Source organism: Pilimelia terevasa (assembly GCF_014647915.1).
GTDB classification, from domain to species: domain Bacteria; phylum Actinomycetota; class Actinomycetes; order Mycobacteriales; family Micromonosporaceae; genus Pilimelia; species Pilimelia terevasa.
The window spans coordinates 44,862-69,272 of the sequence record NZ_BMQC01000018.1 but is presented as its reverse complement, the minus strand read 5'-3'; the positions used below and the strand labels follow the sequence as shown (position 1 = coordinate 69,272).

Below are 24,411 nucleotides of genomic sequence, written 5' to 3'. Positions count from 1 at the left end.
GGCCGCGGGCGACCCGCACGACGTCGTCACGGAACTCTCGGGGGTAGGGCTTGGGCACGGTGGCATCCTTCCAGCCCGCCTCAACGGCAAGCCAGCTCAGGTGTCACCAGTTGGTGCAGCAGACCCACCTACTCGCGCTCGCCGATGCTGTGCTCCAGCTCGGGGACGTGGATAGCGCAGGCGTTCACGACTTGGAAGCCCTCCTCCGAAGCTGCGGCTCCGAACTCAAGGTCGTCGTCATGCACTACGAGTCCGAGTTCCTGGTAGTCACGATGCTGGCCCGCCGAGTGGACAGCACGGTCCAGGCTGCCTTCGAGGAGGCTGTCGTGGCGGCGGCCGGTACCGACGCCGCCGAGCACCTGAGTCGAGCATGGGTCAGTGCCTACGGTCTGAACCCTCACCCCGATCAGGCCTACCTGGAAGCGGTCAAGGCTGTCGAGGTCGCCCTCGGCCCCCTCGTGGCGCCCAGCAACAACCGGAGGACACTGGGGTCGACGATCCGGGACCTGCTGAATCAGCAGGGCAAGTGGGAACTCGTCTTCGTTGACGCCGCCGGCCAGCCCGCTGACCCGAAGCCCCTGGTTGACCTGTTGAACGTGATCTGGCACGGCCACGCCCGCCACGGCGGGGCAGCAAACTCAAGAGTGCATTCCCAGGAGGAAGCCGAGTCAGTCGTGCATCTGGCGGCCACGGTCGTGCAGTGGGTCAAGCTCGGCGCCCTGCATCGAGTGCCCTGAGCGAACATGCGCGTGTGCGTGCCGCCGTAGAGGTTACCTCAGTCGCCGGGTGAGGTAACCCGCCACCAGCGCGCCCAGCCGGGCAATCCGACCATCCGCGACGAACACTACCCGGTCCGGTCCCGCACCAGCGACACTGCCGGCCGGACTCCACGGGCCCACACCGCTGAGCTCCACGAGCCCACACCGCTGAGGAGGCCGCGTTCCTCGCGCTGGGCCCAGCCGCGGCGTCATGGCTGGTCGAGGCCGGCACCGGCGGTGTCCGCAAGGTCCGTCGGAAGATGGCCGAAGCCGTCGTGCTGGGCAAACTCCCCGGCGTCGACAAGGTCGACCGGGCTCTCGGGATACCCAGTGGCCATCACCCCGATCCGCGTTGCTGGCCCCGCAGGCGACCTGTTGGCCGACGCATCGAGTTAACCCGGCGGCTGGAGCCCATCGGGCGGTCTCCATGAGACGGGTGAAGGAGGCGTGCGTTTCGTCATCGGCGATCCTCTTTCGGTGGTCGACGCAACCCTCCAGGGTGACGTTAAGGCTAGAGGGAGCAAGATGGAGTCCTTCGCCAATCCCGTCCAGTCGGCAACAGGAAACCAGGTGATGATCGTGGAGGATCGGCCCATGCTCTTCGGTACGGAGCTACGCAGGCGCCGGCTCGAGGCCGGGCTTTCGCTGACCGACATGGCCAAGATTGTCCACTACAGCAAAAGTCACCTGAGCAAGATGGAAAACGGCGTCAAGTCGCCGACCGCCGAATTCGCGCGCCGGTGCGACGCCGCACTTCGCTGCGATGGCCAGCTTTCCCAACGGGCCAGCCGCCCCGCCGCCGCAGCCGCCGCCACTGAGCAGAACGAGGCGAATGAGGTGTGGATGTTGACGATGGACTCGACAGGCGAGACGGGCTTCGGCACTGTCAGCCGGCGAACGGCGCTCGTCGGCGGTGTGTTCGGTCAGGTGGGCGGCATGGTCCTGGGTAGGCCGCCCGTCGAGCCGAGCGCGAAACAGGCCAGGGACAGCGCGGGATTGACCGGGTTCCGGGTCCTGTTTGACCAGGTCCGTGGTCTCGGTCAGCAGGTCGGCCCGGAGGCGCTGCTGCCGGTACTCGTAGGTGGCACGCACGCCGTGCGGTCGCTCGGCCAGCACCTCGGCGGCGGGGCACGGAAGGAGGCGTTCCGTCTGGCCGCCCGGTTCGCCGAGTACACCGGCTGGATCGCCCAGGAGGGTGGCCATGATCGCGAGGCCGTGTGGTGGACGGACCGAGCGGTGGAGTTTGCGGCGGTCAGCGGCGACGACGGTATGGCCGCATACGCCCTGGTCCGGCGTGCGCTGATCGCCATGTACCGGCAGGACGCCGCGCAGACGATCGCGCTTGCCGAGACAGCGCAGCGCGCCAGGGTGCGCCCGCGGATCCGCGGGCTGGCCGCCCAGCGCGCCGCTCAGGGCTACGCGCTGGCCGGCGACCGAACCGCCTGTTTCCGGGCGCTTGAACAGGCGCGCGAGTTCCTCGCCGCCGACCCGGGTGATGACGAACCGACGATCGGCACGACTCACGTCGTCGATCCGGTCGCGATGTCGGCGGGCTGGGTGCTCTATGACCTCGGCAGTCCGGGCGACGCCGCCGACGTCTTGGGCGTGGAACTCGACCGCTTGCCCCGCGGTGCGTACCGGGCCCGGGCGCGGTACGGTGCCCGGCGGACGCTGGCTCTGGCCAGTTCCGGCCAGATCGAGCAGGCATGTTCGGTGGGGGACCAGGTCCTCGACGCCTACCTACGGGTGCGCTCGGCGACCGTGCGCAGCGACCTACGCGATCTGCTGCGGACGCTGCGGCGCTGGCATTCCCACGCGTCCGCGCGCGAGTTCAGTCTGCACCTAACGGACGCCCTGCACACCCCGGCGCGCGGGTAGTCGCCGTGGCGGCGCTCCTCAGAGATCTGTCTCCCTGATCGCCGGACGGCCGTGTTGCCGGGCGATCGGGTTCCAGGCGGCGGCGAATCGCCGCTTAGCCGCGGTGGCCCCCGCTGAAGCTTTGTTGGCATCGTCCCGATGGCGATTCTGCAACGTCCATTTCGAACAGCCCCGGCGTCGGGCCTCCTCTCCCCATCTGACGAACGCGCGGTCTGCGGCCAGGGATAGGTCCATCGCCTGCGCGAGGGCCGTCGCGACGGTCGTGCCGTCCGGCAGGCGGGACGTTTTCAGGGCACGCGCGCCTTCACGCGACCTGGCGCGACCGACCCCAACCTTCTTCAACGTGTTGATGCTGGCGCCGACGTTGCGGCAACGGGAGATCTGGTTGACCGAGGTGACGAGGGCGCGGCGGTCGGCGCCCGCCTGGCGGATGATCTTCTGCACCGCCGTCACCTGCGCGGTGGTCTGCTGTGCCAAGGTAGTGCGCACGGCATCGACCTTCTGTACGGCCCAGGGGCCACCGACGCCTAGGAGCGCCAGCCCCAACGCCCACCGCGCAAGCCTACCGACGCGCCGCCGACGCGGGGGTGAGGTCTTCGGGCGGGGCCCGGCAGCGTGCTGGCGGAGTGTCCGTGGCCGGGCTGCCGGCCGCGGGGCCGCGACGGGCCGGCCACGCTGCCACGGCACCACTGTCGACGCCGACGGTCCGGCGGTGGTCAGCGCCGGTAGCCAGTCGTCCGGTGCCGGGCGGCGGTGGACGTCCCGGCCCAGGCCGGCAACTGCCAGTCGACACAGCTCGGGTGACACCGCGTCGAGCGCGGTCGGGTCTCGGGTCTCCTGGTCGCCCGCGAACAACCGCACGGCGAGCAGCGCGAACTTGTAGGCGTCGCTCGCCGAGGTGGCGAGCTCCTCCCCGGACGGCACACCCCAGCCCGTCGTCTCAACCTGCGCCAGCGCGTCGGCGCCGTAGATGCGCATCGCGTCGCAGTCGATGAAGTAGCAGCGCGGCTCGGCGTCGAACGAGGCGAGCAGGTTCATCGGCGAGAGGTCACCCACCACGATGGCGTGCCGGTGCAGCAGCGCCATCGTCCGCGCGGTGTCCCGGAGGAATTCCAGCCGCCACCGGTCGTGTACGGCGATATTGCGCCGGGTCAGCATGGTGTCGTCGTTGAGCAGGTGCTGGACCTGGCCGAGCTTCATCTGATCGCCGCTCGGCAGCCGGATCGGGATCCGGTAGCCGTCGGGTGCCCGGGGCATGACGAAGCCGGCAACGCCGGCTCCGTCGTCGACGATCGCGAGCGGCCACGCCGCGCAGGCCAGGATTTCGGGCGTGGCAGCGGCGGCGAGCTGGTCGAGCACGCCACCGGCGATGTCTGGTCGGACGCGGTCGAAGTACGCCTTGTATACGAGGGGAGATCGGGCCCCGATCTTCGCCACGACCGACGGCGGCGGCGAGATGGCGTAGACCCGGCCTTGACCGCCGGAGCCGATCTCCTCGAGGTCGCCCAGTTCAGCGGCCTGTACCCGCTTTACCCCGACCGCGGCGCCACGGCCGTCGGTCATCGCGGCCAGACGGCGACCAGGGTGCGGTCGTCGTCGAACGTGTCGCGCGAGAAGTCGACCGCGTGGGCGAACCCGAGCAGCGGCGGCGGCGTGACGAGGACCTCGGCGAAGAGTTGGCCGACCAGGCCGGTGCCGTCGCCGAGCGGGTCACCGATGCCGTCGGTCGCGACTAGCAGCACGCCGTCCCTGGGCACCGGGACCTCGATCGGGCGGACGTGCTCGGGCATCCGGGGCAGTGGGTCGACCGCTCCGCTGATCGTGGCCTCCCCCGCCCCCTTGGCCGCGAAGAGTGGCAGGTAGCTGCCCCGATCGAGCAACCACGCGCCGGAGTCGCCGACGCGTACGAGCGTGGCGAGCAGCCCGTCCGGAGTCGGGCGGACCAGGCCGGCGACGATCGTGGTGGCGAGCCGGCGCTCGACGTCGTCGCGGCTCTCGCCCTGGACGATGCCGTACTGGTGGTGGCGCAACAGGGCCCGTGCGGCCGCCCCGACCACCTCCTCCCAGTCGACCGTGTCGTTGTGGTTGAGCGTTGACCAGAGCGCCGCCAGCGCAGCTCTACCGGCGGCCTGGGCGCCCACGTGGGCTAGCGGCACCGCCGAAACGCCGTCAAGCACGGCGAGTAGCAGCGCTCCGGTGCGCGGGTGCACGGCGATTAGCGCGTGGTCTTGGCGTGGCTGACCCCGGTGGCGGTGGGCGTCGCCCCGGGCCGACGCCATGCGCACCACTAGGTGGGGTGTCGCCCAGCCGTCGCAGATGGTGTCCGGATAGTCCTGCGCGGCCGACGGGAGAGCCTCGACTGGGAACGCTGGCTGGTCGACCACGATCGGATCCCACTGGCCGGGCCGGGGCCGATTGCGAATCTCCGGCACGACCTGGGAATCCGCCGGTACTGCTGCGACGACCGCCTGGTAGTCGCCGCCGTGGTCGTGCCGGCCGCGGGGACCGGGGAGGCCGCGGCGCTCCTTGGGCCACATGCTCATACGACGTCGATCGCCATGCTGAAGCCTTCGGGCTTGTCGAAGCGCAGTTCCGCGCTGCCCTCGGTCATGGAGCGACCGGAAGCGATCACGCTCTTGGTCAACGCCGTGCAGAACTTGGCCACCGACTGGCCGATGTCGACGCCGGCGATCGCGACGAACGCATAGTCCGGCTGCGTCGCCACGCTCAGGATCGTGCTCGGGTCCGCGGCTCCGATGCCGCAGGCGATGATGTTGGGAGCACCCAGCGTGCGCTGCCGGTCCGTGAGGCTCTGGTGGATCGGCCGCCACCTATCGTCGTGGTCGGGCTTGCCGTCGCTGAGGAAGAACACCGCGGGGCGGTGCACGGCGTACCGCTGGGTCTTGAGGTGGTTAACGTCCACGGGGATCTGTGTTAGGAGTGCCTGGAAGGCCGCACTGTAGCTCGTCGTGCCCCGGTCGACCAGCGCCGGCAGCTGGCTCTCCGTGCGCAGGTCTGCGAGGTGCAGGCGAAGGACAACGTCGTGGGAGAATCCCATGATCGAGAATCGCACCTTGGCGGCTGTCATCGGTTCGCCGAGTAGCGCCTCGTGCAGCGAGGCGAGACCATTGTTGAGCTCCTTCATTTGATCCATCATGGATCCCGACTCGTCGGCGAGAACGTAGATCGGAAGCAGGTGGCCGCGTACGTCCGGCATGGTGTCAGTCCCCTTGGGCAGGTGAGGCCAGCAGTTCGGCGGCCGGGCGGAAGCCGTCCGGGCCGACGATGGTCGCGTTCTGGTCGCCGTCGAGTATGGCGCGGCCGTACTCGATGACCCGTCGCTGGGCGAATGCCCAAAACCGGTCCACGGACGTGTGGATGTCGTTGTCGAGGGACACGAACGCCAGCTCCGGTCGGGTGGCAATGCTCAGCATCGTGCGCGGGGCGGCCGCTCCGATGCCGCAGGCAATGACGTCCGGTGCATACCGCTGCCGGTCCCGATCGACGAGCTCGCTATAGGACTCGCGCCACCGGGGGTCGTCGCTCGGCTGACTACCGCTTAGCAGGAGTACCTGCGGGCGGCGCAGCGACGACGTCTCCTTTTTGAGCGCGACCGCGTCATCGGGAATGCAGTCCATCAGTCGCTCGAACGCGACCGCCAGGCGAGCCGGACCGGTGCCCGGCTCCATGGGCGGCGGCCGCTGGCCGTTGCGGACCGCCTGCATCGCCATCCGCACGGTCGCGCGGTCGCTGTAGGTCAGGACCGCCAGCCGGACCACCCTGGCGACATCCGCGTCGGCGGCCACCGCGTCGTACAACGACTGCAGACCAGCGTTGACCCTCGCGGTGCCGGCTGCGGCGTCGCACGACCCGTCGATGACGACGTAGATGGGGATGAGTCCGGGGACGCTGCCGGCCGGGACGGTTCCCCCGGCGTGTGGGAGCGGCTCGTCCCAGCCGCTAGCGGACCCCATCGGCAGCGACGCCTGCACCTGCGCACTGCCGGTGATGAGCCGATCGCGGATCGGTGCGACGTCCACCGCCTGGACGAGGTTCTTGTCGGCTAGGAACTGGAACTTTTCCCAGTGTCGCTGGTCCGCGGCTTCGATCGCGGCGTGCTGGCGGGTCTCGAGTTCGGCGGCGACGTTCACGGCGTTGAGGGTGTCGTGCGGGTTCTTCTCCAGGTGGAGCGCCAGTACACCGTGTGCGTCGAGCACGCGGCCGGTGAGCGCGTCGTGCTCGCGTGCGCGCCGTTCGAGATCGCCACTCTGCTTGATCAGGTCGATCTCGTTCTCCTGCCGGGCGGTGTTGGCGCTCACTCGGTGCTCGGCCGCCTTGACGAGCAGGTCACGGTCGGCCTGCTCCTTGGCCTTGAGGTAGGCGGTCGCGTCGGCGTCGAGCCCCAGTCGCGCCCGGCACTGGTAGAGGTCGAGGTAGCCGTCGATGGTCGTGCCCTGGCGGAACCTGGCGTTGACCGCGTCTTGGGCGTCCTTGGCTTCCTCGATGGCGAAGTCCGGGCAGATCTCGTGTAGGACGTACATGAGGTAGTCGCAGACGACCTGCAGGCCGTCCTTAACGTGGCGGCGTACGACTTCGCCCGGGTCGCACACGCGGAAGCCGATGTTGAGCTGGGTGGTGAAGTGGTAGATGCCGCCCTTGGCGGGTGGCGGCGCCGTGCGCAGTTCCACCGTGCGGTGATGGTCGCTGATGTCCACCTCATAGCGCATCGAATACCTGCCGGCGACCTGGTCGGTCAACGTCATCGGCTTGCCGCCGCCGATGATGTCGACCATTCCGTCGCTCGTCGCGTAGACCACGGCCACGGCCGGGTTACGTCGGCGCTGCTCCCTGCGGTCGAACCGGGTGACCGGCTCGGCCTTCACAATCAGCGGGACGGTTGTCATGCCAGTTCCTCCGTATGTCGTCCTGACTCCGCTGCCGCGCTCGTCAGCACCGCGCTGACCCTGCTCGCGACGAGAGGAAGTGGCAGCAGTTCCTCGTCGCCGTTCCACAGCCGCGCGAGGCGCTCGAGCGTGGCTCCGGCGCGACCGTCCATACGGCCGATGCCGCGCGCCATCCGGACGAAGGCTTCCTGGATGCCGGGGTCGGATTCGGCGTATCCCGCCCATACCCGCAGCACCGCTTCGGCCACCCGGTTGACCTGTCCCTCGGTCAGCGTCCGCGCCCACAGCATCGACAGCGGTTGCTGGAGGTGCCGGTGTTCGACGGCGAGGCGCAGCAGCGTCGGCCAGACCGTCACGTGCTGACCGACCGTGCGTTCGGTGACGAGGTCGTTGGCGACGACCACGAAGGCTAGGTGGCCGGCGGCCGTCCGGCGCGGGTCGCCCAGGCAGCGCCAGATCGATTCGTACACGGCCTGGGCGAGCCGGTCGGGATCCCCGGCCATCAGTTCGGTCATCCCGCGCGCGATGCCCAGCCGCACGAGGAAGCTGTCGACCATGGCGAGTCGCTCCAGCGCCGCTAGCGACGTCCGCGGGTCGGGCCGGTCGAGGCCGGTTCCCTGGGCCAGCGCTGCAGTGAACTGCGCCCGGGGCTGCGTACGGGCGGCGTACCAGCCGTTGACCAACTGCACCACGCTGCCGTGGAGCGCGGGGATCTTGGCGGCCACCGCCAGCGCGTCGGCCACCGCCTGCTGGCGTCGCGCCACGCCACTGTTGACCCACGGCACAAGGGCGTGGTCTCGGACGTAGTCGAACGCGTAGGTGGAGAACTCGCCGAGGGTCCGGCTGGCGTACGTGCTGACCTCAGCAGAGCCCTCCGCGGCGAGGTCTCCCAGCCACTGGAGCAGCTGGTCGTGGATGCAGTAGCCGTGCCAGGCCCGGTAGATCACCTGGCCGGCGACGCCGTCATCACGGTAGGCGACCGCGGTCGTGGGGAGTTGCCCGGGTTGCGCCGGCAGGGTCGACGCCCGCAGGCGTCGCAGCAGGCTGGTGGCCCGCAGCCGGAAGGGGTCGCCGCGGCGCACGGTGAGCTGTCCCTCCGCGGAAACGGTCAGCGCGCCGCCGTCGGAGAGTCGGTCGTGCAGGCGGCGGGCGGCCTCGGCGACGTCCTCGTACGGCAGGCCGTGCAGGGTGGCCAGGGCGATGGCGAAGCAGCGCAGCTCGAGGTCCTGGAGCGAGTCGAACCAGATGTCGAAGGTGTCGGCATGCCGCCGCCGCAGGTGGGCCCGCACGGCCGCGGTGTCGATCGGTTCCGCTGCCCGACTGAGGTGCAGCGCAAGGACGGACGTGATCTCGCAGGTGGCCTCGGCGCCGTTCAAGTGCTCGGCGACCAGCTCCTCGACGGCCGCCCGGGCGAGGATCTGCTGAGCGCGCGGCTCGTCGTCGAGATGGTAGCCGAGGTGGCGGTTCAGGATGTCCCGACGATTGGGCGCCTCGGGGAGATCCATCTGATGACGCAGGAGGTCGTCGTGGGAGAGTGAGACATCGCTACCGACAATGACCACGAGTCGCGCGTCGGCCTCGACGAGTGCGGATTCGAGGTTCTCGAACGTATACCTGTCGAGCTGCGCGATGTCGATCGGCTCCTGGATTAGGAAACCCGCGCCCTTCTCGATTCCCTGGGCACTCAGGAGTTCCGCCAGTCGTGAAAGATCGGCTCGGGGGTCCAGCAGGTAGACCGCCCGGGCCTCGACCGTCTGGAGGAGACGGATCGCCATCGCGTCTCGCCCGTGCCCGGGCCGACCGCGAAGGACGACCGCCCGCCGCCCGCGAAATTCGTTGCGGTAGTCGTCCCAGCTCACCGGCGGCACGAAGGCGTGTCGCACCAGGTCCTGATGGCTGGCGGGAAACGGTCGCAGCTTCTCCGTGGCGGCGGTGCCGGTGAGGTAGTAGACGAACTTGTCGCCAGCGACCGCGTCGCCGCCGTAGTTGCGCTCGGCGGCCCTGAGGTACTCGTGCCGTTGCGACGCCCGCCCAGGCTGCTCGGTCGCGGACGCCTCGGTCACCCCATGGGTCGAATCGCCGGCGGCCTCGCCGGTCGTGGTTTCGCCCGGCCCGTCGCCGCCGGCGTCGTCATCGGCCTGTCCCTGACCGTCCGGGCCCGCACCGCCGGCGGGCTGATCGGTGCGGTCAGATCCGCTCTGGTCGCCGCCGGCGCCGCCTGGCGTGGTCGACCCGGGCGGCGGACCCGCCGCGGCCGCTGGCCCGGGGGAAGAGCTGGCGGCCCCGATCGGTGATGCCGCGGTGACCGGAGGGGCGGAAGCGGCCGCGCCGACCGGCGCGGTCATCGGCGGTATCCGTCGCCGTAGTAGTTGACGTCGCGCCCGACGTGGTCGCCCGCGATCTGCCGGCCGTGAAAGTCGCCGTGGACGTGGAACACCGGGCCGCCGATCGGCGGCGGGCTCGGAGCGTCGCGTACGGTGGACTCGTTGCTGCGTATTCCGGGAACCCGCGGCGGTGATGGATAGTCCGGGACGTGGATCCAACAGGCCATGCCGCCCGATACTGCCTCGCCGAAGGTCGAGGGGTCGATGACCCGCGCATGTGCCTCCACCACCTCGCGGTAGAGCCGGTCGGGCACCGCGAGCGCGACGTGCGCACGCGACGCCTGGCGGAGAACGTCGTCGAGAACCGGGATAGAGGCGATGGCTTCGGCCCCCTCCACGCTGTCGGGGTGGACTCCGACCTTGACCTTCCACAACGGCCCCAGGGTGGAGTTCCGTTCGGTCAGCGCCGCGTTCAGCGCCCTGGGGAACGACGCGATCACCCGGGCCGGCGGCACGGCTGTACCCATCACCACCGTGTAGCCGGCGCGTCGCTCGTCGAACTCGACGGCGCCCAACCGGGCCTCGGCCACCGCTTCGGCCAACGCGTTCCGCAGAAGGCTGCGTCGGTTGATCCGTTCGCCGACCGTGGCGTCGGCCCGCGCGAGCTGCACCGCCGCCACCGCACCGTTGACGGCCGCCGCGGCACCGTCTGGCGGCTCATCCGGGCGGTCCGATGTCCCGAATGAACGCGCCAGCTCGTCGACCAGGCGGGCGACGTCGTGCTGCGCCCCGCGGTTGCCGAGCCGGGTGTACTGGCAGTCGGCCAGCGCGGCCAACGAAGGGGGAAGTTTCGCCGCCGCGAGATTTGGCACGTCGCCCACCAACACCGGAACCACCCGGATGCCGATCTGCAGCGCGAGTTCGATCTCCCTGCGCACGAAGTCGTCGGGATCGTCGATCTTGGCCGTACCGTCCGGCTGCTCGCCGCGCCATTTCGGGCCGATCACCACGATGAGTACGGAACTCTTCGCGAGACTTCCCCAGAGGACCGGCTTGTAGTTCTTGCCGAGCAAGATCGAGCGGTTGTCCCGGAACACATGCTCGCGCCCGAAGCGTCCGCAGAGCTTCTCGTCGAGGAGGATCGCCGCGTACGTCTCGTCGCAGCTGCGATAGTTGATAAATATCGATGGCATTGGATTTCCCCTGTGCATCGTTCGGTTGAAGCCCTGTCAGTAGCGCAAGATCAGGGTCACCCAAAGCGGGGATTCAATGCCTGAGCCGCGCCTCGGTACTCAAGGCCTCACCAGTCTCGCAATGCGGCGACGTGGCGACAAGGGGTCGCTCGTACTGCATTCGGTTAGACAACAGGAAACACCCCGGCGGGCTCGGCGCGCCGAGACAACCATGCCAATTCGCTGTCCATAATAGACGATCAGCGATCGCGAGCCTACGGAACGTAAGTAAGATGCTCTCGGTCAACGATGAAGTCGACATCAGATTCCCTCCGCAGGAGGATTGTCGTGCCTAGTTCACGGGTGGTAAGGCCGAAGTCTGTGCGACATCCTGTGTGCGCAGTTTCCCGTACACCACTTCGGAGGTGAAGCCGCCGACGAAGCCGATCGCGATCACGAAGATAACCAGCCGCCGGGGACTGTCGCTGGCGAAGAGGTCCGGTGTCGTCGACAGCTGCGCGGCGACGAACAGAAGGAACGCGACCGAACCAGCGGCCGAGCCGAGCACCGCCGCCCGCAGCCACTGGCCGGTGCCGTCGTAGACGTTTCGTACCAACGCGCCCCAGACGGACGCCAGCAGCGGCGCGGCCGCTAGGACCGCGGCCATCTCCCAGCCCCCTGAGGGTACGGCGAACGCCAGCGGAACGGTGGCCAACGTCAGCAGCAGCACGACGAGGGCTAGCAGCAGGCCCGCGACCATCCGGCGGCGAGCGCCACGAGTGGTCTCGGCGTCGGCCGCGAGTTGGGCCGTGACTCGCTCGTGCTGCGCGAGGAGCGCCGCCACCACGGCGCCGGCCGTTCCCGTCTGCCACGGTTGGGCCAGGGCGCTGACGTCGTTGTCGGTGGCGTGGGCGCGTTCGGTGTTAAGCCGGTGCCAGACGCGTTCTGCGGCACCGCCGAACGCTGCCACAGCTACTACGGGGATGCGCCGTGAAAGCGCGAGCACGCCCGCGATGAAGGTCGACCGCCCGCCGCCCAGGAGGACGACGGCGTCGACGTCCAACAGCGCCCGGTAGAACGCCACTTCCCAGTCGGCCGTCGACTCCGGCGCGACCACGAACAGCTCGGGATGTTCGACCATCTCGTCGAACGTGAGGTCTGATCCGTAGCGGCCGCGGACGTGGATTGAGCGGGTACCCGCGTGGCCCGATGCGACGTATCCACGTACCACCGCCTGCTCGATGTAGTCGGGCCTGCCCGAGAAGACGACAACCTGACACCCCTGCGCCGCCAGCTCATGCCCGATTGCCACCGCGGCCGCGGCCGCCGTCACCGGCTCGCGCACCGGGTACTCGTAGTCGCGTGAGGAGTCGGCACTGCCTATGATCGCCACCACCGGATGCATGTGACGATCGTGGCTTACCCACGCCAGCCAGGGGAAGGGCGGACCGGTGTTCGATGAGCGCCGCCCGGTCGCCTCGTCCGGGCTGCGGCGCCAACGAGGATCGGGCCGCGTAGCGGGTATCAGCCTTGTGACCTGCGCAAACTTGCGCAGAGTCAGTTGCCATTCTGGGCCCGACGTGGCCGATATGCCCTGAGCGTAGCATTATGGCCTTGAGCTACTTTTATATCGAAATTGTCCTTGGGTCACCCGCCGCTAGGTTTGCCACCTTCCGTCGCGGGTGGGCTGCGGCCCGGCGTGGGGGCGGCAACGATGGCCGGTGTGACTGTGCTCTTCGATTCTGACCTGCCCGTCCACTACGGATTCGCGTTCCTGGCGGCGCTCGCCGCGATCGGAGTGGAACACCAGCCCCGAGGCAGGCCGGCGGCGGGTAAGCGCGTCGGTCAGGGCGGCGTCAACGAGGTCGGTGCGTAGATGCTCGGCGACCGCCCAGCCGACCACGCGACGGGATGCGAGGTCGATGACGGTGGCCAGATACAGCCAGCCCACTCCAGTTTCAGCCGTCCGCCGTCGGCCGCGACCACACGCCGCACCGTCGCCGGCCGGTGGAAGGACTTCCTGCACTACGCCTAACATCCCTTCAAAACACCTTCTTGGGCCATTGCGCAGCATGCGCTGCTTGCCACGGACCCGGCTGCGGCATCCGTGGCAGCTCGCGAAGGTGACCTGCAGCGGCCCACCATGCGTTCGACGATAGCTGTGCTGGCCCGGTAGACGGTCATCAGTGAAATGTCGGAGGGTAGCGCTACGGTCATTCGATGAGTTACAACCCTCATCGAGCTGCCGCGCTGGCGATGGCCGACGATTGGATGGCCGACCCGGAGACGCTCGCCCTTATCGCGAACGCCTACGAGATCTCTCGTGATGAGCATCGAGACCGGGTCACGGTTGTAGACGTATTCGGCCAACCGCATAGCGGCTGGGACATGGGTCAACTGTTCGCCCTCGCTTGCATGGATCACCTCTTGTGCACTGGGCGAATGGTTATGGCCGAGCACTACGTGGGCGCGACACCGAAGCCCGACAAGTTTCGGAGTGAGAACGAGCAAGCGCTCCGATCCCGGTTGGAGGACGGCACTGGGGTGTACGTGGACCTCGCGCAACGGGGCGCCGAATGTGACGGGCGCCTACATTGGGAAATGTCTATTCCGGCCACCGGAGCATCGGGCCGTTCTGTCGAAGTAGCGCCCAGCGGCGCTTCGCTGGAGATTGGCGGCACAGACGCGAGCACAACGCTCTTGCACCTGGGCCGTCGGGGCGCCGTCGCGCGTTGGCCGTACGGACATGACACCCTTCGTGTACTGGTGATGCAACCACGACAATTGATCAACTGGGTTCGCATAGGACACTGCGAGACCGATGACCTTGTGCTCCAGTCCGCAGCTAGATTCCTCGATGCGATGTGGTGGGGCTGGTTCAACCGGGGCCCTGCCACGAGGCGTCGCGGATTGCCCGTAGGGCGGCCTCGTCCGCCGAAAGCTTACCTCGAGCAGGGAGGGTCGGGAGCATCTGGCCAAACCGATTCATATAGAACGATCGGATCATCGTCGCCGCCGGTAGCCGCCGACGAAGTCCAGCCTAGCGGCACCAGTCGGTGCTGCAGCCAAGCAGGTAGAAGCGCGGCTGCATCGACTTGTTGCAGCTCACCATCGCGATTGAAATGGCGACTGGGCACTGGGGAAGCCGCGAGCCGGGCGCCCATCTGATGAGGCTGATGCCGGCCTGGCCAGTGTCGCCGCAGCCGGTTACTTCCGGGTCAAGTCGCCGCCGCTGCCGCAGCGACCTTGGCGATTGCTTGACACAAGCATGCTTAGTCGTTGTTGGCGAGATGGTGTGTGCCAAGGCATCAAAATCTGATGGGTCGACGACCATTTTCTAATAGTCGAACCGCCCTCGCCGGCTCGCTGCCCTGAACTCCTCTGTGGCCGCGCGTAGCTCAGTGGCAGCGGCCCTGATGTCTTTCGTGTCCAATGCGATTGCCGATTCAGAGAGGACGCTTACGGTTCGCCTGAAGGTCGGCGTTCCCAAGACTTCAGCCTCGTGCCCCAGCGCGGCAATCGCATCTCGGCGCGGCGACCCCGGCGAATGGCCAAGCGCCTGAACAAGATTTTGCAGTTCACGCACCGTGAGCGCGTTCACGCGACCGGTCTTGGCGAGCTAGTCGGCGATCCGCTGTAGGCGCTCGGCGGGGGCGTGAACGCGGCTACCAGGAGATCGTTCAAGACCTTCTCGTTCACTGGCCCGAGCGCGGCGAGCGCGGCTCCGTTATCACCTTCACGCTTGTCCTTCCAACTACGGAGCAGCTCGGCCGGGTACAGGCGCTCCCCGGTTTTCGGGTCGTCGATCTCACCGTGGTGGGGGTAGCACAGAAGCAGGAGGTTGGTGAACCCGTCCCGCTCGGCCTGTGGCAAGGGCTGGTAGCGAGGTGCACCCGGAGCGACCCCGTGGATGTGCGCGATCTGAGCGTTCTTCCGAAACACGCCCTTGCGAACCTGCATGACGAGCGGGTTGTCGCAGAGTGGAAAATAGCACCGGCCATTACTGAGTGCCCACAGGGCAGCCTGGGTCGCCGCCTGGATTTGCTTTCGCGGGGATGCGGTCATACCGAGCGCCCTAGCCAAGGTGAGCGACACAGCGAGCATCTTGATCAGCCACCGCCACTCTGCTCAGCCGGGCGGGGCGCCGGTGGTCGCGGCGATGATCGCGACTGCTGGGCCGGCAGCCGGCGGAGCTGCTGTTCGGCGCGACGCCGATATGTGTCAGTTTTCGATCCCCCGCTCCAGGTCGTCGATTGCTCCGCCGACGCGACACACTAACCGAGGCGACGAGCGCAATCTGACGGAGCCGACTCCCAATTTGACCTGCCTCGTTCCGGCTACCAGGCCTGACGACCTCCTCGGTTCGGCTTGGCGACAGGCGCCAGCCGGGACGGACGCCTCGGCTGGCGCTTCATCTCAAAACAGGTGCCGGCTCTCGCCGGCCAGCGCCGCCGCGTGACCTGACCTGTCACCCACGGTGCAGCAGACCCGTTCTCTCCATAGGGAACCGGGTTGGAAGAGAACGACAAGGTCGAACCTGGCTGGTAGTCCGCGTGGGCAACTCCCTCGAAAGTTGAAGCCATTGGGTACTCGTCGCAGTCCCGCTTCTGATTCGAATATTCGCTGTTCGGGCTTTCTGGCTTGGCGTAGTCGACACCCCAGAACCTCACGCAGTTCTCCCGTGCCCGCGTCCGGTTTTTAGTGATTCGCGCGTCAAGTTCGGGCGTGTGATTGACCAGGAGCGTCAGTGGTTGCCCTAATCCCGGCTTGCCTGGGATGACCTTATTGGGGACGCCGGGCTTGGTCTCCAGCGGCTTGTTTAGTGCCTGCCACAAGTGATCTCCGACTGACTTGTGCGGGCTAGCGGGAGCTCGGGAGAGCCGAAACCACTCGCGCCAGCAGGCTCAGAACCATCCGGCAACGTTTCGCACATCGACCTACATGTTCAGCTTGCTTAACCGGAGCGCGGCACGCTGGAACTACACGACTGGAAGGACGCCGCCATGAACAGAGGACTGATCTTCAAACGGTGTGGGTGTGTGGCGCCTGGCACCCAGCGCAAGCTCGGTCGGGCCTGTCCCCGCCGCGGCGAGCGCGGCCACGGTAGCTGGTACTACCGCTGCACCGTGCCCACAATCCTCGGCCGAGGCGAGCGAGTCTGTCGGGGCGGGTTCACTTCCAAGGCCGCCGCTCAGCGTGCCCGTGACGAACTTCTCGCCCTACCGGCCGAGGAGCGCGCTGCCCGTACCTGGACTCTCGCTCGTTGGTTGGAGCACTGGCTCGCCACTCGGGTGCGGCTGCGGCCGACCACCCGCATGAACTACGCCGGCGACATCCGCCGCTTCCTGATCCCGCACCTGGGCGCGGTGAACCTCGGCGACTTGACCACCCGACAGATCAGTGTCGCGTTCAGCCAGGTCGCCGAAGCCCACAACCGGTTCGGTAAGCCGCACTCCGCATGCACCCTTGCTCATCTGCGAAGCACCCTACGAGCGGCATTGAACACCGCCATCCGCGAAGGGCTCATCATCGACAACCCCGCCCGCCGGGTCGAGACACCTACCCGGCCGGACAGCCACGCCCGGGTCTGGACCGAACAGCGCGTCGCCGATTGGCGGGCCACCGGCACCCGCCCCACGGTCGCGGTGTGGACAGCCGAACAGCTCGCCGAGTTCCTCGACAGCGTCCGCGGCGACGGCCATTGCGCGATCTGGCGCCTGATCGCCCTGCGTGGTCTGCGCCGCGGCGAAGCCGCTGGTCTGCGTTGGGAAGACATCGACTTCGACCGGCTCCAGATCAACATCGTCCGTCAACGCGTCGCCGTGCGCTACGACGTCTGCGAAGGACCACCGAAGTCCGCAGCCGGTACCCGCGTCATCGCCATCGACAAACACACCGCATCAGCCCTACGCGCCCACCAACGCCAGCAACGAACCCACGGCGACACCCATAGTCGGTACTGCGACACCGGCTACGTGTTCACCCGCCCAGACGGCCGGCCGGCCGGGCCACCCCGGCTATCTCACCCAGCGGTTCCGTCTACTCGTCACCCGATCTGGGCTACCACCGGTACGGCTGCACGACCTACGGCACGGCGCCGCCACCCTCGCCCACACCGCCGGCGCCGACCTCAAAACCATCCAGGACCAGCTCGGCCACTCCACCATCACCGTGACAGCCGACATCTACACCAGCGTCCTACCACCAACACAACGCCGCAGCGCCGAAGCAACCGCGCAACTGGTCCTTACCGCCGCCGCCAAGATCCGCAGCCGCATCAAGCAGGCTAGGCGACGCCACGAACGCGACACCAAAAATCCGGATGCGTCAAACCGACCGCCCACCAGCAGCGGCCTCGAAACACCAGGCCAACGCCATGAACGGCGGAGCAGGAAGCACCGCGCAGCGAAGCCTAAGAAGCGGCACACACGTGGCACACGCTGCCCCAGAAAACATCGATGACCAGACATACTGCCTGGTCATCGTGGCGCGCCCGAAGGGACTCGAACCCCTAACCTTCTGATCCGTAGTCCGAAGTTCGGATATCCAAATTTCTCTGTCATCGGTGTGATGTGTGTGGTCGGCGACTCGCAGGAGTTGAGGCGGACTTTCTGGGCAGCTCCGCTACGAGGTTGGGCGTTCTAGTCGGTTTTCGTGCGTGTCTTCTCGCGGAAAGCGCGGCTGTGGCGGTGCTGTCAGTGATCGCGGAGTGTCCACAGTTCACGGGCCCGCGATCGGCGGGTTGGCGTTGTCGGGTCAGTCTCATCCGGTCTCCCTTGGTCTCGGACGATGTCTGTTGTCAGCTCGGCAGCCGAGCAACCACGGAGCAACACGGTCGCGCCGCCATGGACGCTGGCTGCCGGTGTCCTTCTGGGCCATCATCACGGTCTGCTCATGCCTGGCGGGGAGACCGGTTGGTTCAGGCCGGACCAACTGCCGCGTACGGTGAACCCTGACCGTGCTGTGACGGAGGATGCATCGTGACATGGACATTGTGGCGACCGATCCACCTGGAGCAGCACGGTCCTAGAGGTGCGAATGGCGGCTGCGGAGCTGGAACAGTGCAAGCGGCACATCGTCGGCCGGCTCGATCACGAAAGCTCGGGCGACTCTCGCGCACAACTCGGGCCGGTCGAAGGCGCGGTCATCCGGATCAAACGATCAAACGACAGGCGTACGGTCGCGCGCAAACCTCGATCTTTCCGCCGCCGAATCCTTCAATCGTGATCCAGGCCGAACCGTCAACACCCAACGGAAAGGGGGCCAGAACCAGGGTTGGGGCGGCGTTGACAGAGTTGTCGCCGGATCAAGCGGTGAGCTGGGCTGCAGGGACGGTCTTGGCGCGCGAGACCTTGCGGACACTGCCCCTGAACGCCTTGACGTGATCGACGATCGCCGTTCCCACCGCCGCAGCTAAGCGGGGCGGTACCGCGTTGCCGATGAGTCGGCCGAGGGGGGCGAACTGCACCGGTTCCCCCGGCGCGACGAACTCGTAGTCCGGCGGGAAGCTCTGCAAGATGGCGGCTTCGCGGAGCGTGATGGGACGGTCCTGCTCCGGATGCCCGAACCGACCGGCACCGAAGTTGTACGCCAGAGTGGTGATCGTCGGAGAGGGGTCGTCCCAGACCATGCGGGCGTAGACGTTGCGGAAGGTGGCACCCGAGGCCCTGCGATGGCACGGTGCTCGCAACTCCTCGGGCCACTCCTCCCAGGTGCCGCCGGGCTTGGAACGCCTGATGCGTTTCAGGTTGAGGTCGTTAAGGGTTCGACTCTTGTGAAGGCGGTCGTCGGGATGGACCTCACCGTGCCTCACCGGCTCCAGATCGCCGATGGCCTGCCGGACAGTGGTGTAGTTGGCGGCCGTGGTCGCACCTTTGGGCACGGCGATGTCGCCCATTAACGATGCGACGAGGACCAGCCGCCGCCGACGCTGCGGTACCCCATACGCCGGGCAGTAGCACGAGCCGGAACTCACCCGGTAGCCAAGCTTCCGTAGGCGCGCGACGAAGTCCGTGAAGACCGGCGTGCTGACTATGCGAGGAACGTTCTCCATCGTGACGATGTCGGGCAACGCGCCTTCGACGAGCCGGCGTACCTCGTTGACGAGTGGCCACTGGGCCTCTCTCGACGTGTCGACACCTCGACGGTACGACGAGAACGGCTGGCAAGGCGCACACCCGGCGAGGACCCGTACGGCCCCAGCCGGCCACATGGCAGCCAGCTCGTCGACAGCGAGGTTGCGGATGTCTCGTCGGTGAAACGGTGCCCGGATGTTGGTGCGGTATGGGTAACCGCAGATGGGGTCCAAGTCGACGCCGGCTGCGACGTGAATGCCGGCGTCCTGCAGTCCGTGCGACAGGCCGCCGACGCCACAGAACAGGTCGACGGCGGAAACTTGGATGGGTCGGGCTGCCATGTAGGGACTGTAGTGGACCAGCCGCCGTTGACGTTCGACCGAGGGTGCGCCGCCGGAACAGAGCCTGGCGAGCAGCTGCTCTGTCGACTCTCCGACAGTCGCGGGCATCGGGTCGGACCGGTGATCGGTACCGACGGTGGGGCTGCGCATCGACCTCGCCGGGGTGCTCCAGACCCGCTTCTTGGTAGACCCGCCATCGAACAAATGTTCTATTGATGCCTTCTTGTCGGACTCGGTCTCTACGATGAGCCTTCCACGAGCAAGGAGGCGGTCATGGCGACGTTGACGCGATCGTCGGTGCAGCGCTGGGCGAGCGCGCCGACGCGTGTCACTCCCGCCCTCGTCGATGAGCTCCGCATGATCGTCGACAGTCGCGGTGCTCGGTCGGTCCCGTCCCTCGTAGCTGACTACGTGGCTCGCTACCGCCTGACGCATCGCGACGTCGAGGCGCTCGTAGCCGCCCTCGCGCAGCAGGAGGACCCGACCAACATCCGAGTACCCGAACGCGCGGTCCAGGCCGCCGGGACGCCACCGGTGTGTCGGTCAGTCGCCGTTATCAGGTCCGTCCAAATGACAGTCTCGGGCGCCGAGCCGGATGACCCGATAGCCGGAGGCGACCCAGGCGGACCTGGTGAGGACGTGGCGTGGATGTTCGGGCAGGAGCCAGACCCGCCGGTACCGCGGGCTGCAGACGACATCGTCGGCAAGGCGCTCGACGACCTGATGGGCGACTGGGTCCGTACTGGCGGGCAGCTTACTCGTGCTGATGTGGCGCTGCTGATCACGAAAAGGAAGCTTTCCTCCGCTGAACACGGCTCGCTGTTGGAGCGGTTGGAAGAGGCGGGGGTCGACCTACCCGCACTCGCCGATCTGCGGCTGGAGCGAGTCGCTCCCGAGGGGTACGAGCACCACGAAGACTCGGTTGGGCAGTATCTGCGAATGATCAACCGTCATCCGCTGATCGGTGGTGTGCGAGAGGTCGAGCTGTGGTCGGTGATCTCGCAAGGCGCCGCCGCTCAGGAAGAACTCGATGCTGCACGCGAGGGCAAGCTCTCGCCGGGCGTCCAGCTGAGCCTGCAGACTAGGGTCTTAGCCGGTCGACAAGCGCATGCCGAACTGGTGTGTACGAACCTGCGGTTGGTGGTGTCAATTGCCAAGGCCCGTCAGTATCAATTCTGTGGCGTCGAATTCGCCGACCGTATCCAGGACGGGAATCTGGGCTTGATGCGTGCGGCCGACAAGTTCGACGGGTCAAAGGGCTTCAAGTTCTCCACGTACGCCACATGCTGGATCAAGCAGGCGATCGACCGTGGTATCGCCGATCGAGGCAGGACCATCCGCATTCCCGTCCATGCCCATGAACAGATGCAGAAGGTCAGGAAGGGAGCCGCGAGACTGAGGGCGCGGCTCGACAGAGAACCCACCTTGATCGAGATTTCAGAAGTGGCCGGCCTGGAGCCGGGAAAGGTTCAGTGGGCACTGGACGTCATGCGTCCGTTTCGGAGCGTGGACGAGCTCCTCGGAGACGAAGGCGACCTTCGCCTGGCGGACATCTTGCCACGCGATGAGGACCGCGATGGTCGAACCGACCCTGCGGAGATCGTCGTCTACGCCATGTTCCACAGTGACATCGCGCGGATGCTCAGGAGGCTTCTGCCGGAGCGGGCCGCTCGCGTCGTCGAACGTAGGTTCGGCTTCGAAACTGGGGACGAGGAGACGTTGGAAGAAATCGGTGCGGACTACGGCGTCACCGGGGAGCGTATCCGACAGATTCAGGCCACGTCGATGACGAAGCTGCAGGCAAGCGAAGAGGCGGCGGCGCTGCGCTCGTATCTGGTCGACGATTCGAAGGCCGGCTGGTCCGGCGGTTCCGTCGAGAGGAAGGCGTCATGAACGTCAATGGGGTCGAGTCGCAGGAGCAGGCGTGCGAAGCGTTCGTCGCCTGGCTCGATCGCCGGGTCGTCGCGGCGGGCCGCGGTGACGGGTTGGCGCGATTGGAGGTGGCACCGTCCGGGACGTTCTGGCTGGGTCGGATCGCCTGCGAGGACGAGGTCCGCAAGGGAGCTGCCGACGAGCGGTTGGAGCGGTTGGACCCCTGCGCGATCGGCATCCGGCTGCGACCGGCGGTGGCGCCGTCGTGGTCGATGACGGTGACGGTGCGCGCCAGAGCCTGGGTCAAGGACCCCAAGGATGGGTCGCATCCGGAGCAGCGTTGGTGGCGCAGTGACCTCGTCGAGGAGGTCGTGTCGGTCCTGGTGGACGCCGGGGGCGGTTCATTCGGTGGCAAGCAGTTGACGGATGCGTTCGCCGCGGTCGGGGCGCCGGGCCTAGCGGCCGAGGTACGAGTCGAGGTCGAGGACTGGCACCGCGAGGCCGAGCTGGTGGTGCAGCTGGTCAACACCAGTCCGGAGAAGGCACCCGGGCTCACCGATTCACATTTGTACGAGACCCAGCTGGAGGTCGCCGGCCTCACGACGACACCGTTCCAGCTCGAGGCGTTGCCGGACAGCTTCCGATACGACCGAGACGTTCCCGCGTACGGAATCAACGTCGGCGTCGACGTGCCTGAGCCGGGGGTGTTCCGCACGACAGACACCGTGGATGTGCAGACGTGTCGCCCGGCCTACTGGAACAGCACGAGCACTCCGCCTGACCTGTCGTTCCTGGCGTTGGCGTGCGACCCACTACCGGAGTTGACCGCGCTGGTGGACGCGCTCGCGGCATACGACGAAGCGCATTGGTCCCAGGGTGCCTTGGACGACCGGCAGACGGCCGAACGGTGGACTGCGTCGATGCGCGCCGAGGCGGACAAGTCCGCCCAGGACGTGTTCGACGAGCTGGATCGCCTGCGGACCGGGGTGGAGTTGCTGCGGACTCGCCCGACGATCCTGCGGGCATTCCAGTTGATGAACAAGGCCATCGCCCGAAGCGCTGAGGGACGTGGTTATGCCACGTGGCGGCCGTTCCAGGTCGGGTTCCTGCTGTCGGCTATCCGGTTCCTCGCTGAGCCGGACGACGAGGCCCGCTTCGTGGACACGGTGTGGTTCGCCACCGGTGGCGGCAAGACGGAAACCTACCTGGGGCTGCTGCTGACGGCAGCGTTCCACGACCGACTCACGGGCAAGCTGATGGGCGTGACAGCGTGGTCCCGGTTCCCGCTGCGGCTCCTGAGTTTGCAGCAGACCCAGCGCTTCGCCGATGCGCTGGCCGGCGCCGAGATGGTGCGCAGGGAGGAGAACGTCGGGGGCACCCCGTTCAGCCTCGGCTTCCTCGTGGGCCAGGCCGGTACCCCCAACAAGATCGTCCCCAAGGCGGAGAAGGACGGCGACATCACCCCGGACAGCCCTGGGCTTCCGGACAAGTACCAGGTGCTGCTGCAGTGCCCGTTCTGCCGCGCCGACAACCTTACGATGCACTTCAACCGTGAGCGGTGGAAGTTGGAACACCGTTGCACCAGCACGACCTGTCCCACGAAGGGGCAGGCGCTGCCGATGTACGTCGTCGACCAGGAGATCTTTCGGTTCCTGCCGACCGTGGTGGTGGGCACTTTGGACAAGGCGGCGTCGATCGGTATGCAGCAAGCGATGCGAGGGCTCGTCGGCCCGCCGCAGAAGCTGTGCCCGGTGCCGTGGCATGGCTTCACCTACGCCGAGCGATCGGCGGCCCCCAACGGGTGTCTGGTGCCGAGTTGCCAAGGTGGCAAGGTCCTCAAGGACCTCCCGATGGATCCGAAGCGGTATGGCCCGTCGTTGCGGCTGCAGGACGAGCTGCACCTGCTGCGCGACAGTCTCGGCGCGGTCGACTCGCACTACGAGAGTCTGCTCGACCACCTGCAGCACGAGCTATGCGGCACCAGGGTGAAGATCGTGGCGAGCAGCGCGACGCTGACCGGGTACGACCGGCAGATCGACGTGCTGTACCAGCGCGAGGGCCGGGTGTTTCCCCAACCGGGTCCGCGAGCCGGCGAGTCGTTCTGGACGACGTCGACGACGCAGCCGCTGCGCCGTTTCGTGGCCGTCGCACCGCGCGGTGTGACGTTGGAGCACGTCAGCGACCGCACGCTGGACGCCCTGCAGCGGTGCGTGCGGGAGCTCGTCAACAACCCGGCGTCGGTGTGCGCGGAAGCCGGCGTCGACCCGCGCCACGTGCCCACGCTGATCAGCCTCTACGGCACCGACGTCGTCTACGGGACCACGCTCTACGACGTCGAGGCCGCCGGTCGAAGCCTGGGCAGCAACAACACGGTCGACGGCATCAACGTCGAGCAGCTCACCGGTCAGACCGACTTCGACGAGGTCCGCGCAATCCTAGATCGGCTGGAGAAGCCGGAAGACGACTTCGCGGAGCGCATCCACGTGGTCGCCGCCAGCTCGATGCTGTCCCACGGCGTTGACGTCGACCGCCTCAACACCATGGTCATGCTGGGTCTGCCGCTCACGACGGCAGAGTTCATCCAGACGACGGCCCGGGTGGGACGCCGTCATCCCGGCTTGGTGTACGTGCTCCACAAGATTGGCCGCGAGCGGGATGCGCAGACCTTCCGGCACTTTGCGCAGTACGTGCGCCAAGGCGACCGCTTCGTTGACGCGATTCCGATCACGCGCCGCAGCCGCCGGGTCCTGGACCTCACGATCGCCGGCATCGTCGCCGCGCGCACGCTGATGCTTCGTGAACCGGCAAGCCGACAACGGTTGAGCACACCGGCGAAACTCCGTGACCATGTTCGTGCCTCGGGGCTCACTTCCGCGATGGAGGCTGCGGCCGTAGCGGCGGTGCTCAACCTCGAAGGACCCGAGGACTCGGTGCACCGCGAGCAGATCACCGAGTGGATCCGGGCGTGGTTCGCGGAGCTGGTAGACCCCACCAGCAAGGCCAAGTTCATCGGCGACCTCGGGCCCCGTTCCCCGATGATGAGCCTGCGCGACGTCGAAGCCAGCGCTCCCATCCACGACTGAGAGG

General features: G+C 67.5%; 16 protein-coding genes and 2 pseudogenes. 6 read left to right on the top strand and 12 right to left on the bottom strand.

The window, feature by feature from the left end:
* The first annotated feature begins 113 nt into the window (after positions 1-113).
* Positions 114-737 carry a hypothetical protein gene (locus tag IEY75_RS18400; protein ID WP_189115630.1) on the top strand — a complete coding sequence of 208 codons (624 nt, stop codon included), beginning with the start codon at positions 114-116 and terminating at the stop codon, positions 735-737.
* Positions 738-967: 230 nt separating this feature from the next.
* On the opposite strand, the gene IEY75_RS21340 is transcribed toward IEY75_RS18400, so the two are convergent.
* Positions 968-1,096: a hypothetical protein gene (locus tag IEY75_RS21340; RefSeq protein WP_268244365.1), complete on the bottom strand. Its 129-nt coding sequence runs from the start codon at positions 1,094-1,096 to the stop codon at positions 968-970.
* Positions 1,097-1,283: 187 nt separating this feature from the next.
* Here IEY75_RS21340 and IEY75_RS18395 point away from each other — a divergent pair, with 187 nt between their 5' ends.
* Positions 1,284-2,636, top strand: coding sequence for an NsdA family TPR-like regulatory protein (locus IEY75_RS18395; protein WP_308425717.1), 1,353 nt, complete (start codon positions 1,284-1,286; stop codon positions 2,634-2,636).
* A gap of 18 nt (positions 2,637-2,654) precedes the next feature.
* Here IEY75_RS18395 and IEY75_RS18390 read toward each other — a convergent pair whose 3' ends face one another.
* The 10 genes and pseudogenes from IEY75_RS18390 to IEY75_RS21560 form a co-directional block, all read right to left on the bottom strand.
* Positions 2,655-4,199: a hypothetical protein gene (locus tag IEY75_RS18390; RefSeq protein ID WP_189115629.1), complete on the bottom strand. Its 1,545-nt coding sequence runs from the start codon at positions 4,197-4,199 to the stop codon at positions 2,655-2,657.
* Positions 4,196-5,179, bottom strand: a complete 984-nt coding sequence (locus IEY75_RS18385) for a protein phosphatase 2C domain-containing protein (RefSeq protein ID WP_189115628.1) — start codon at positions 5,177-5,179, stop codon at positions 4,196-4,198. Before IEY75_RS18385 ends, IEY75_RS18390 begins: the two co-directional genes overlap by 4 nt.
* The gene (locus IEY75_RS18380) at positions 5,176-5,853 is read right to left on the bottom strand and encodes a vWA domain-containing protein (protein ID WP_189115627.1); all 678 of its coding nucleotides are present in this window, start codon (positions 5,851-5,853) and stop codon (positions 5,176-5,178) included. The genes IEY75_RS18385 and IEY75_RS18380 overlap by 4 nt, the downstream gene beginning before the upstream one ends.
* A 4-nt stretch (positions 5,854-5,857) precedes the next feature.
* Positions 5,858-7,540, bottom strand: a complete 1,683-nt coding sequence (locus tag IEY75_RS18375; RefSeq protein ID WP_189115626.1) for a vWA domain-containing protein — start codon at positions 7,538-7,540, stop codon at positions 5,858-5,860.
* Positions 7,537-9,885: a hypothetical protein gene (locus IEY75_RS18370; RefSeq protein WP_189115625.1), complete on the bottom strand. Its 2,349-nt coding sequence runs from the start codon at positions 9,883-9,885 to the stop codon at positions 7,537-7,539. The genes IEY75_RS18375 and IEY75_RS18370 overlap by 4 nt, the downstream gene beginning before the upstream one ends.
* A complete protein-coding gene (locus IEY75_RS18365) occupies positions 9,882-11,057 on the bottom strand; it encodes a toll/interleukin-1 receptor domain-containing protein (protein ID WP_189115624.1) in 1,176 nt (391 codons plus the stop codon). The genes IEY75_RS18370 and IEY75_RS18365 overlap by 4 nt, the downstream gene beginning before the upstream one ends.
* A 331-nt stretch (positions 11,058-11,388) precedes the next feature.
* The gene (locus tag IEY75_RS18360; protein WP_189115623.1) at positions 11,389-12,441 is read right to left on the bottom strand and encodes a hypothetical protein; all 1,053 of its coding nucleotides are present in this window, start codon (positions 12,439-12,441) and stop codon (positions 11,389-11,391) included.
* 381 nt (positions 12,442-12,822) lie between these two features.
* Positions 12,823-12,993: pseudogene (locus tag IEY75_RS21075) on the bottom strand (DDE-type integrase/transposase/recombinase); the annotation flags it as partial.
* Between the two features lie 1,640 nt (positions 12,994-14,633).
* Positions 14,634-15,101 carry a hypothetical protein gene (locus IEY75_RS18350; protein WP_189115621.1) on the bottom strand — a complete coding sequence of 156 codons (468 nt, stop codon included), beginning with the start codon at positions 15,099-15,101 and terminating at the stop codon, positions 14,634-14,636.
* A gap of 272 nt (positions 15,102-15,373) precedes the next feature.
* On the bottom strand, positions 15,374-15,871 hold the full coding sequence (locus tag IEY75_RS21560; RefSeq protein ID WP_444544008.1) for a NucA/NucB deoxyribonuclease domain-containing protein: 498 nt from the start codon (positions 15,869-15,871) through the stop codon (positions 15,374-15,376).
* A gap of 168 nt (positions 15,872-16,039) precedes the next feature.
* Between IEY75_RS21560 and IEY75_RS21070 the strand changes: the two are divergent.
* Positions 16,040-16,375, top strand: a pseudogene (locus tag IEY75_RS21070) (site-specific integrase); the annotation flags it as partial.
* Between the two features lie 391 nt (positions 16,376-16,766).
* On the top strand, positions 16,767-17,498 hold the full coding sequence (locus tag IEY75_RS21065) for a tyrosine-type recombinase/integrase (protein WP_229789881.1): 732 nt from the start codon (positions 16,767-16,769) through the stop codon (positions 17,496-17,498).
* A gap of 844 nt (positions 17,499-18,342) precedes the next feature.
* Here the strand turns inward: IEY75_RS21065 and IEY75_RS18340 are convergent.
* Positions 18,343-19,452 (bottom strand): DNA cytosine methyltransferase, encoded by a 1,110-nt coding sequence (locus IEY75_RS18340; protein WP_189115620.1) that lies wholly within the window; start codon positions 19,450-19,452, stop codon positions 18,343-18,345.
* Between the two features lie 273 nt (positions 19,453-19,725).
* On the opposite strand from IEY75_RS18340, the gene IEY75_RS18335 reads away from it, so the two are divergent.
* Positions 19,726-21,345 (top strand): sigma-70 family RNA polymerase sigma factor, encoded by a 1,620-nt coding sequence (locus IEY75_RS18335; protein ID WP_189115619.1) that lies wholly within the window; start codon positions 19,726-19,728, stop codon positions 21,343-21,345.
* Entirely contained in the window at positions 21,342-24,407 is a 3,066-nt protein-coding gene (locus IEY75_RS18330; RefSeq protein ID WP_189115618.1) for a helicase-related protein, read from the top strand. Before IEY75_RS18335 ends, IEY75_RS18330 begins: the two co-directional genes overlap by 4 nt.
* Positions 24,408-24,411 lie beyond the last annotated feature (4 nt).

What these genes read in the sequence shown, in the direction of transcription:
- IEY75_RS21340 (WP_268244365.1), bottom strand. Translation starts at nt 1,096, where the DNA reads ATGGCCACTGGGTATCCCGAGAGCCCGGTCGACCTTGTCGACGCCGGG.
- IEY75_RS18360 (WP_189115623.1), bottom strand. Translation starts at nt 12,441, where the DNA reads ATGCATCCGGTGGTGGCGATCATAGGCAGTGCCGACTCCTCACGCGAC.
- IEY75_RS18365 (WP_189115624.1), bottom strand. Translation starts at nt 11,057, where the DNA reads ATGCCATCGATATTTATCAACTATCGCAGCTGCGACGAGACGTACGCG.
- IEY75_RS18330 (WP_189115618.1), top strand. Translation starts at nt 21,342, where the DNA reads ATGAACGTCAATGGGGTCGAGTCGCAGGAGCAGGCGTGCGAAGCGTTC.
- IEY75_RS18390 (WP_189115629.1), bottom strand. Translation starts at nt 4,199, where the DNA reads ATGACCGACGGCCGTGGCGCCGCGGTCGGGGTAAAGCGGGTACAGGCC.
- IEY75_RS18385 (WP_189115628.1), bottom strand. Translation starts at nt 5,179, where the DNA reads ATGAGCATGTGGCCCAAGGAGCGCCGCGGCCTCCCCGGTCCCCGCGGC.
- IEY75_RS18340 (WP_189115620.1), bottom strand. Translation starts at nt 19,452, where the DNA reads ATGGCAGCCCGACCCATCCAAGTTTCCGCCGTCGACCTGTTCTGTGGC.
- IEY75_RS18395 (WP_308425717.1), top strand. Translation starts at nt 1,284, where the DNA reads ATGGAGTCCTTCGCCAATCCCGTCCAGTCGGCAACAGGAAACCAGGTG.
- IEY75_RS18375 (WP_189115626.1), bottom strand. Translation starts at nt 7,540, where the DNA reads ATGACAACCGTCCCGCTGATTGTGAAGGCCGAGCCGGTCACCCGGTTC.
- IEY75_RS18380 (WP_189115627.1), bottom strand. Translation starts at nt 5,853, where the DNA reads ATGCCGGACGTACGCGGCCACCTGCTTCCGATCTACGTTCTCGCCGAC.
- IEY75_RS18350 (WP_189115621.1), bottom strand. Translation starts at nt 15,101, where the DNA reads ATGACCGCATCCCCGCGAAAGCAAATCCAGGCGGCGACCCAGGCTGCC.
- IEY75_RS18335 (WP_189115619.1), top strand. Translation starts at nt 19,726, where the DNA reads ATGGCGACGTTGACGCGATCGTCGGTGCAGCGCTGGGCGAGCGCGCCG.
- IEY75_RS18370 (WP_189115625.1), bottom strand. Translation starts at nt 9,885, where the DNA reads ATGACCGCGCCGGTCGGCGCGGCCGCTTCCGCCCCTCCGGTCACCGCG.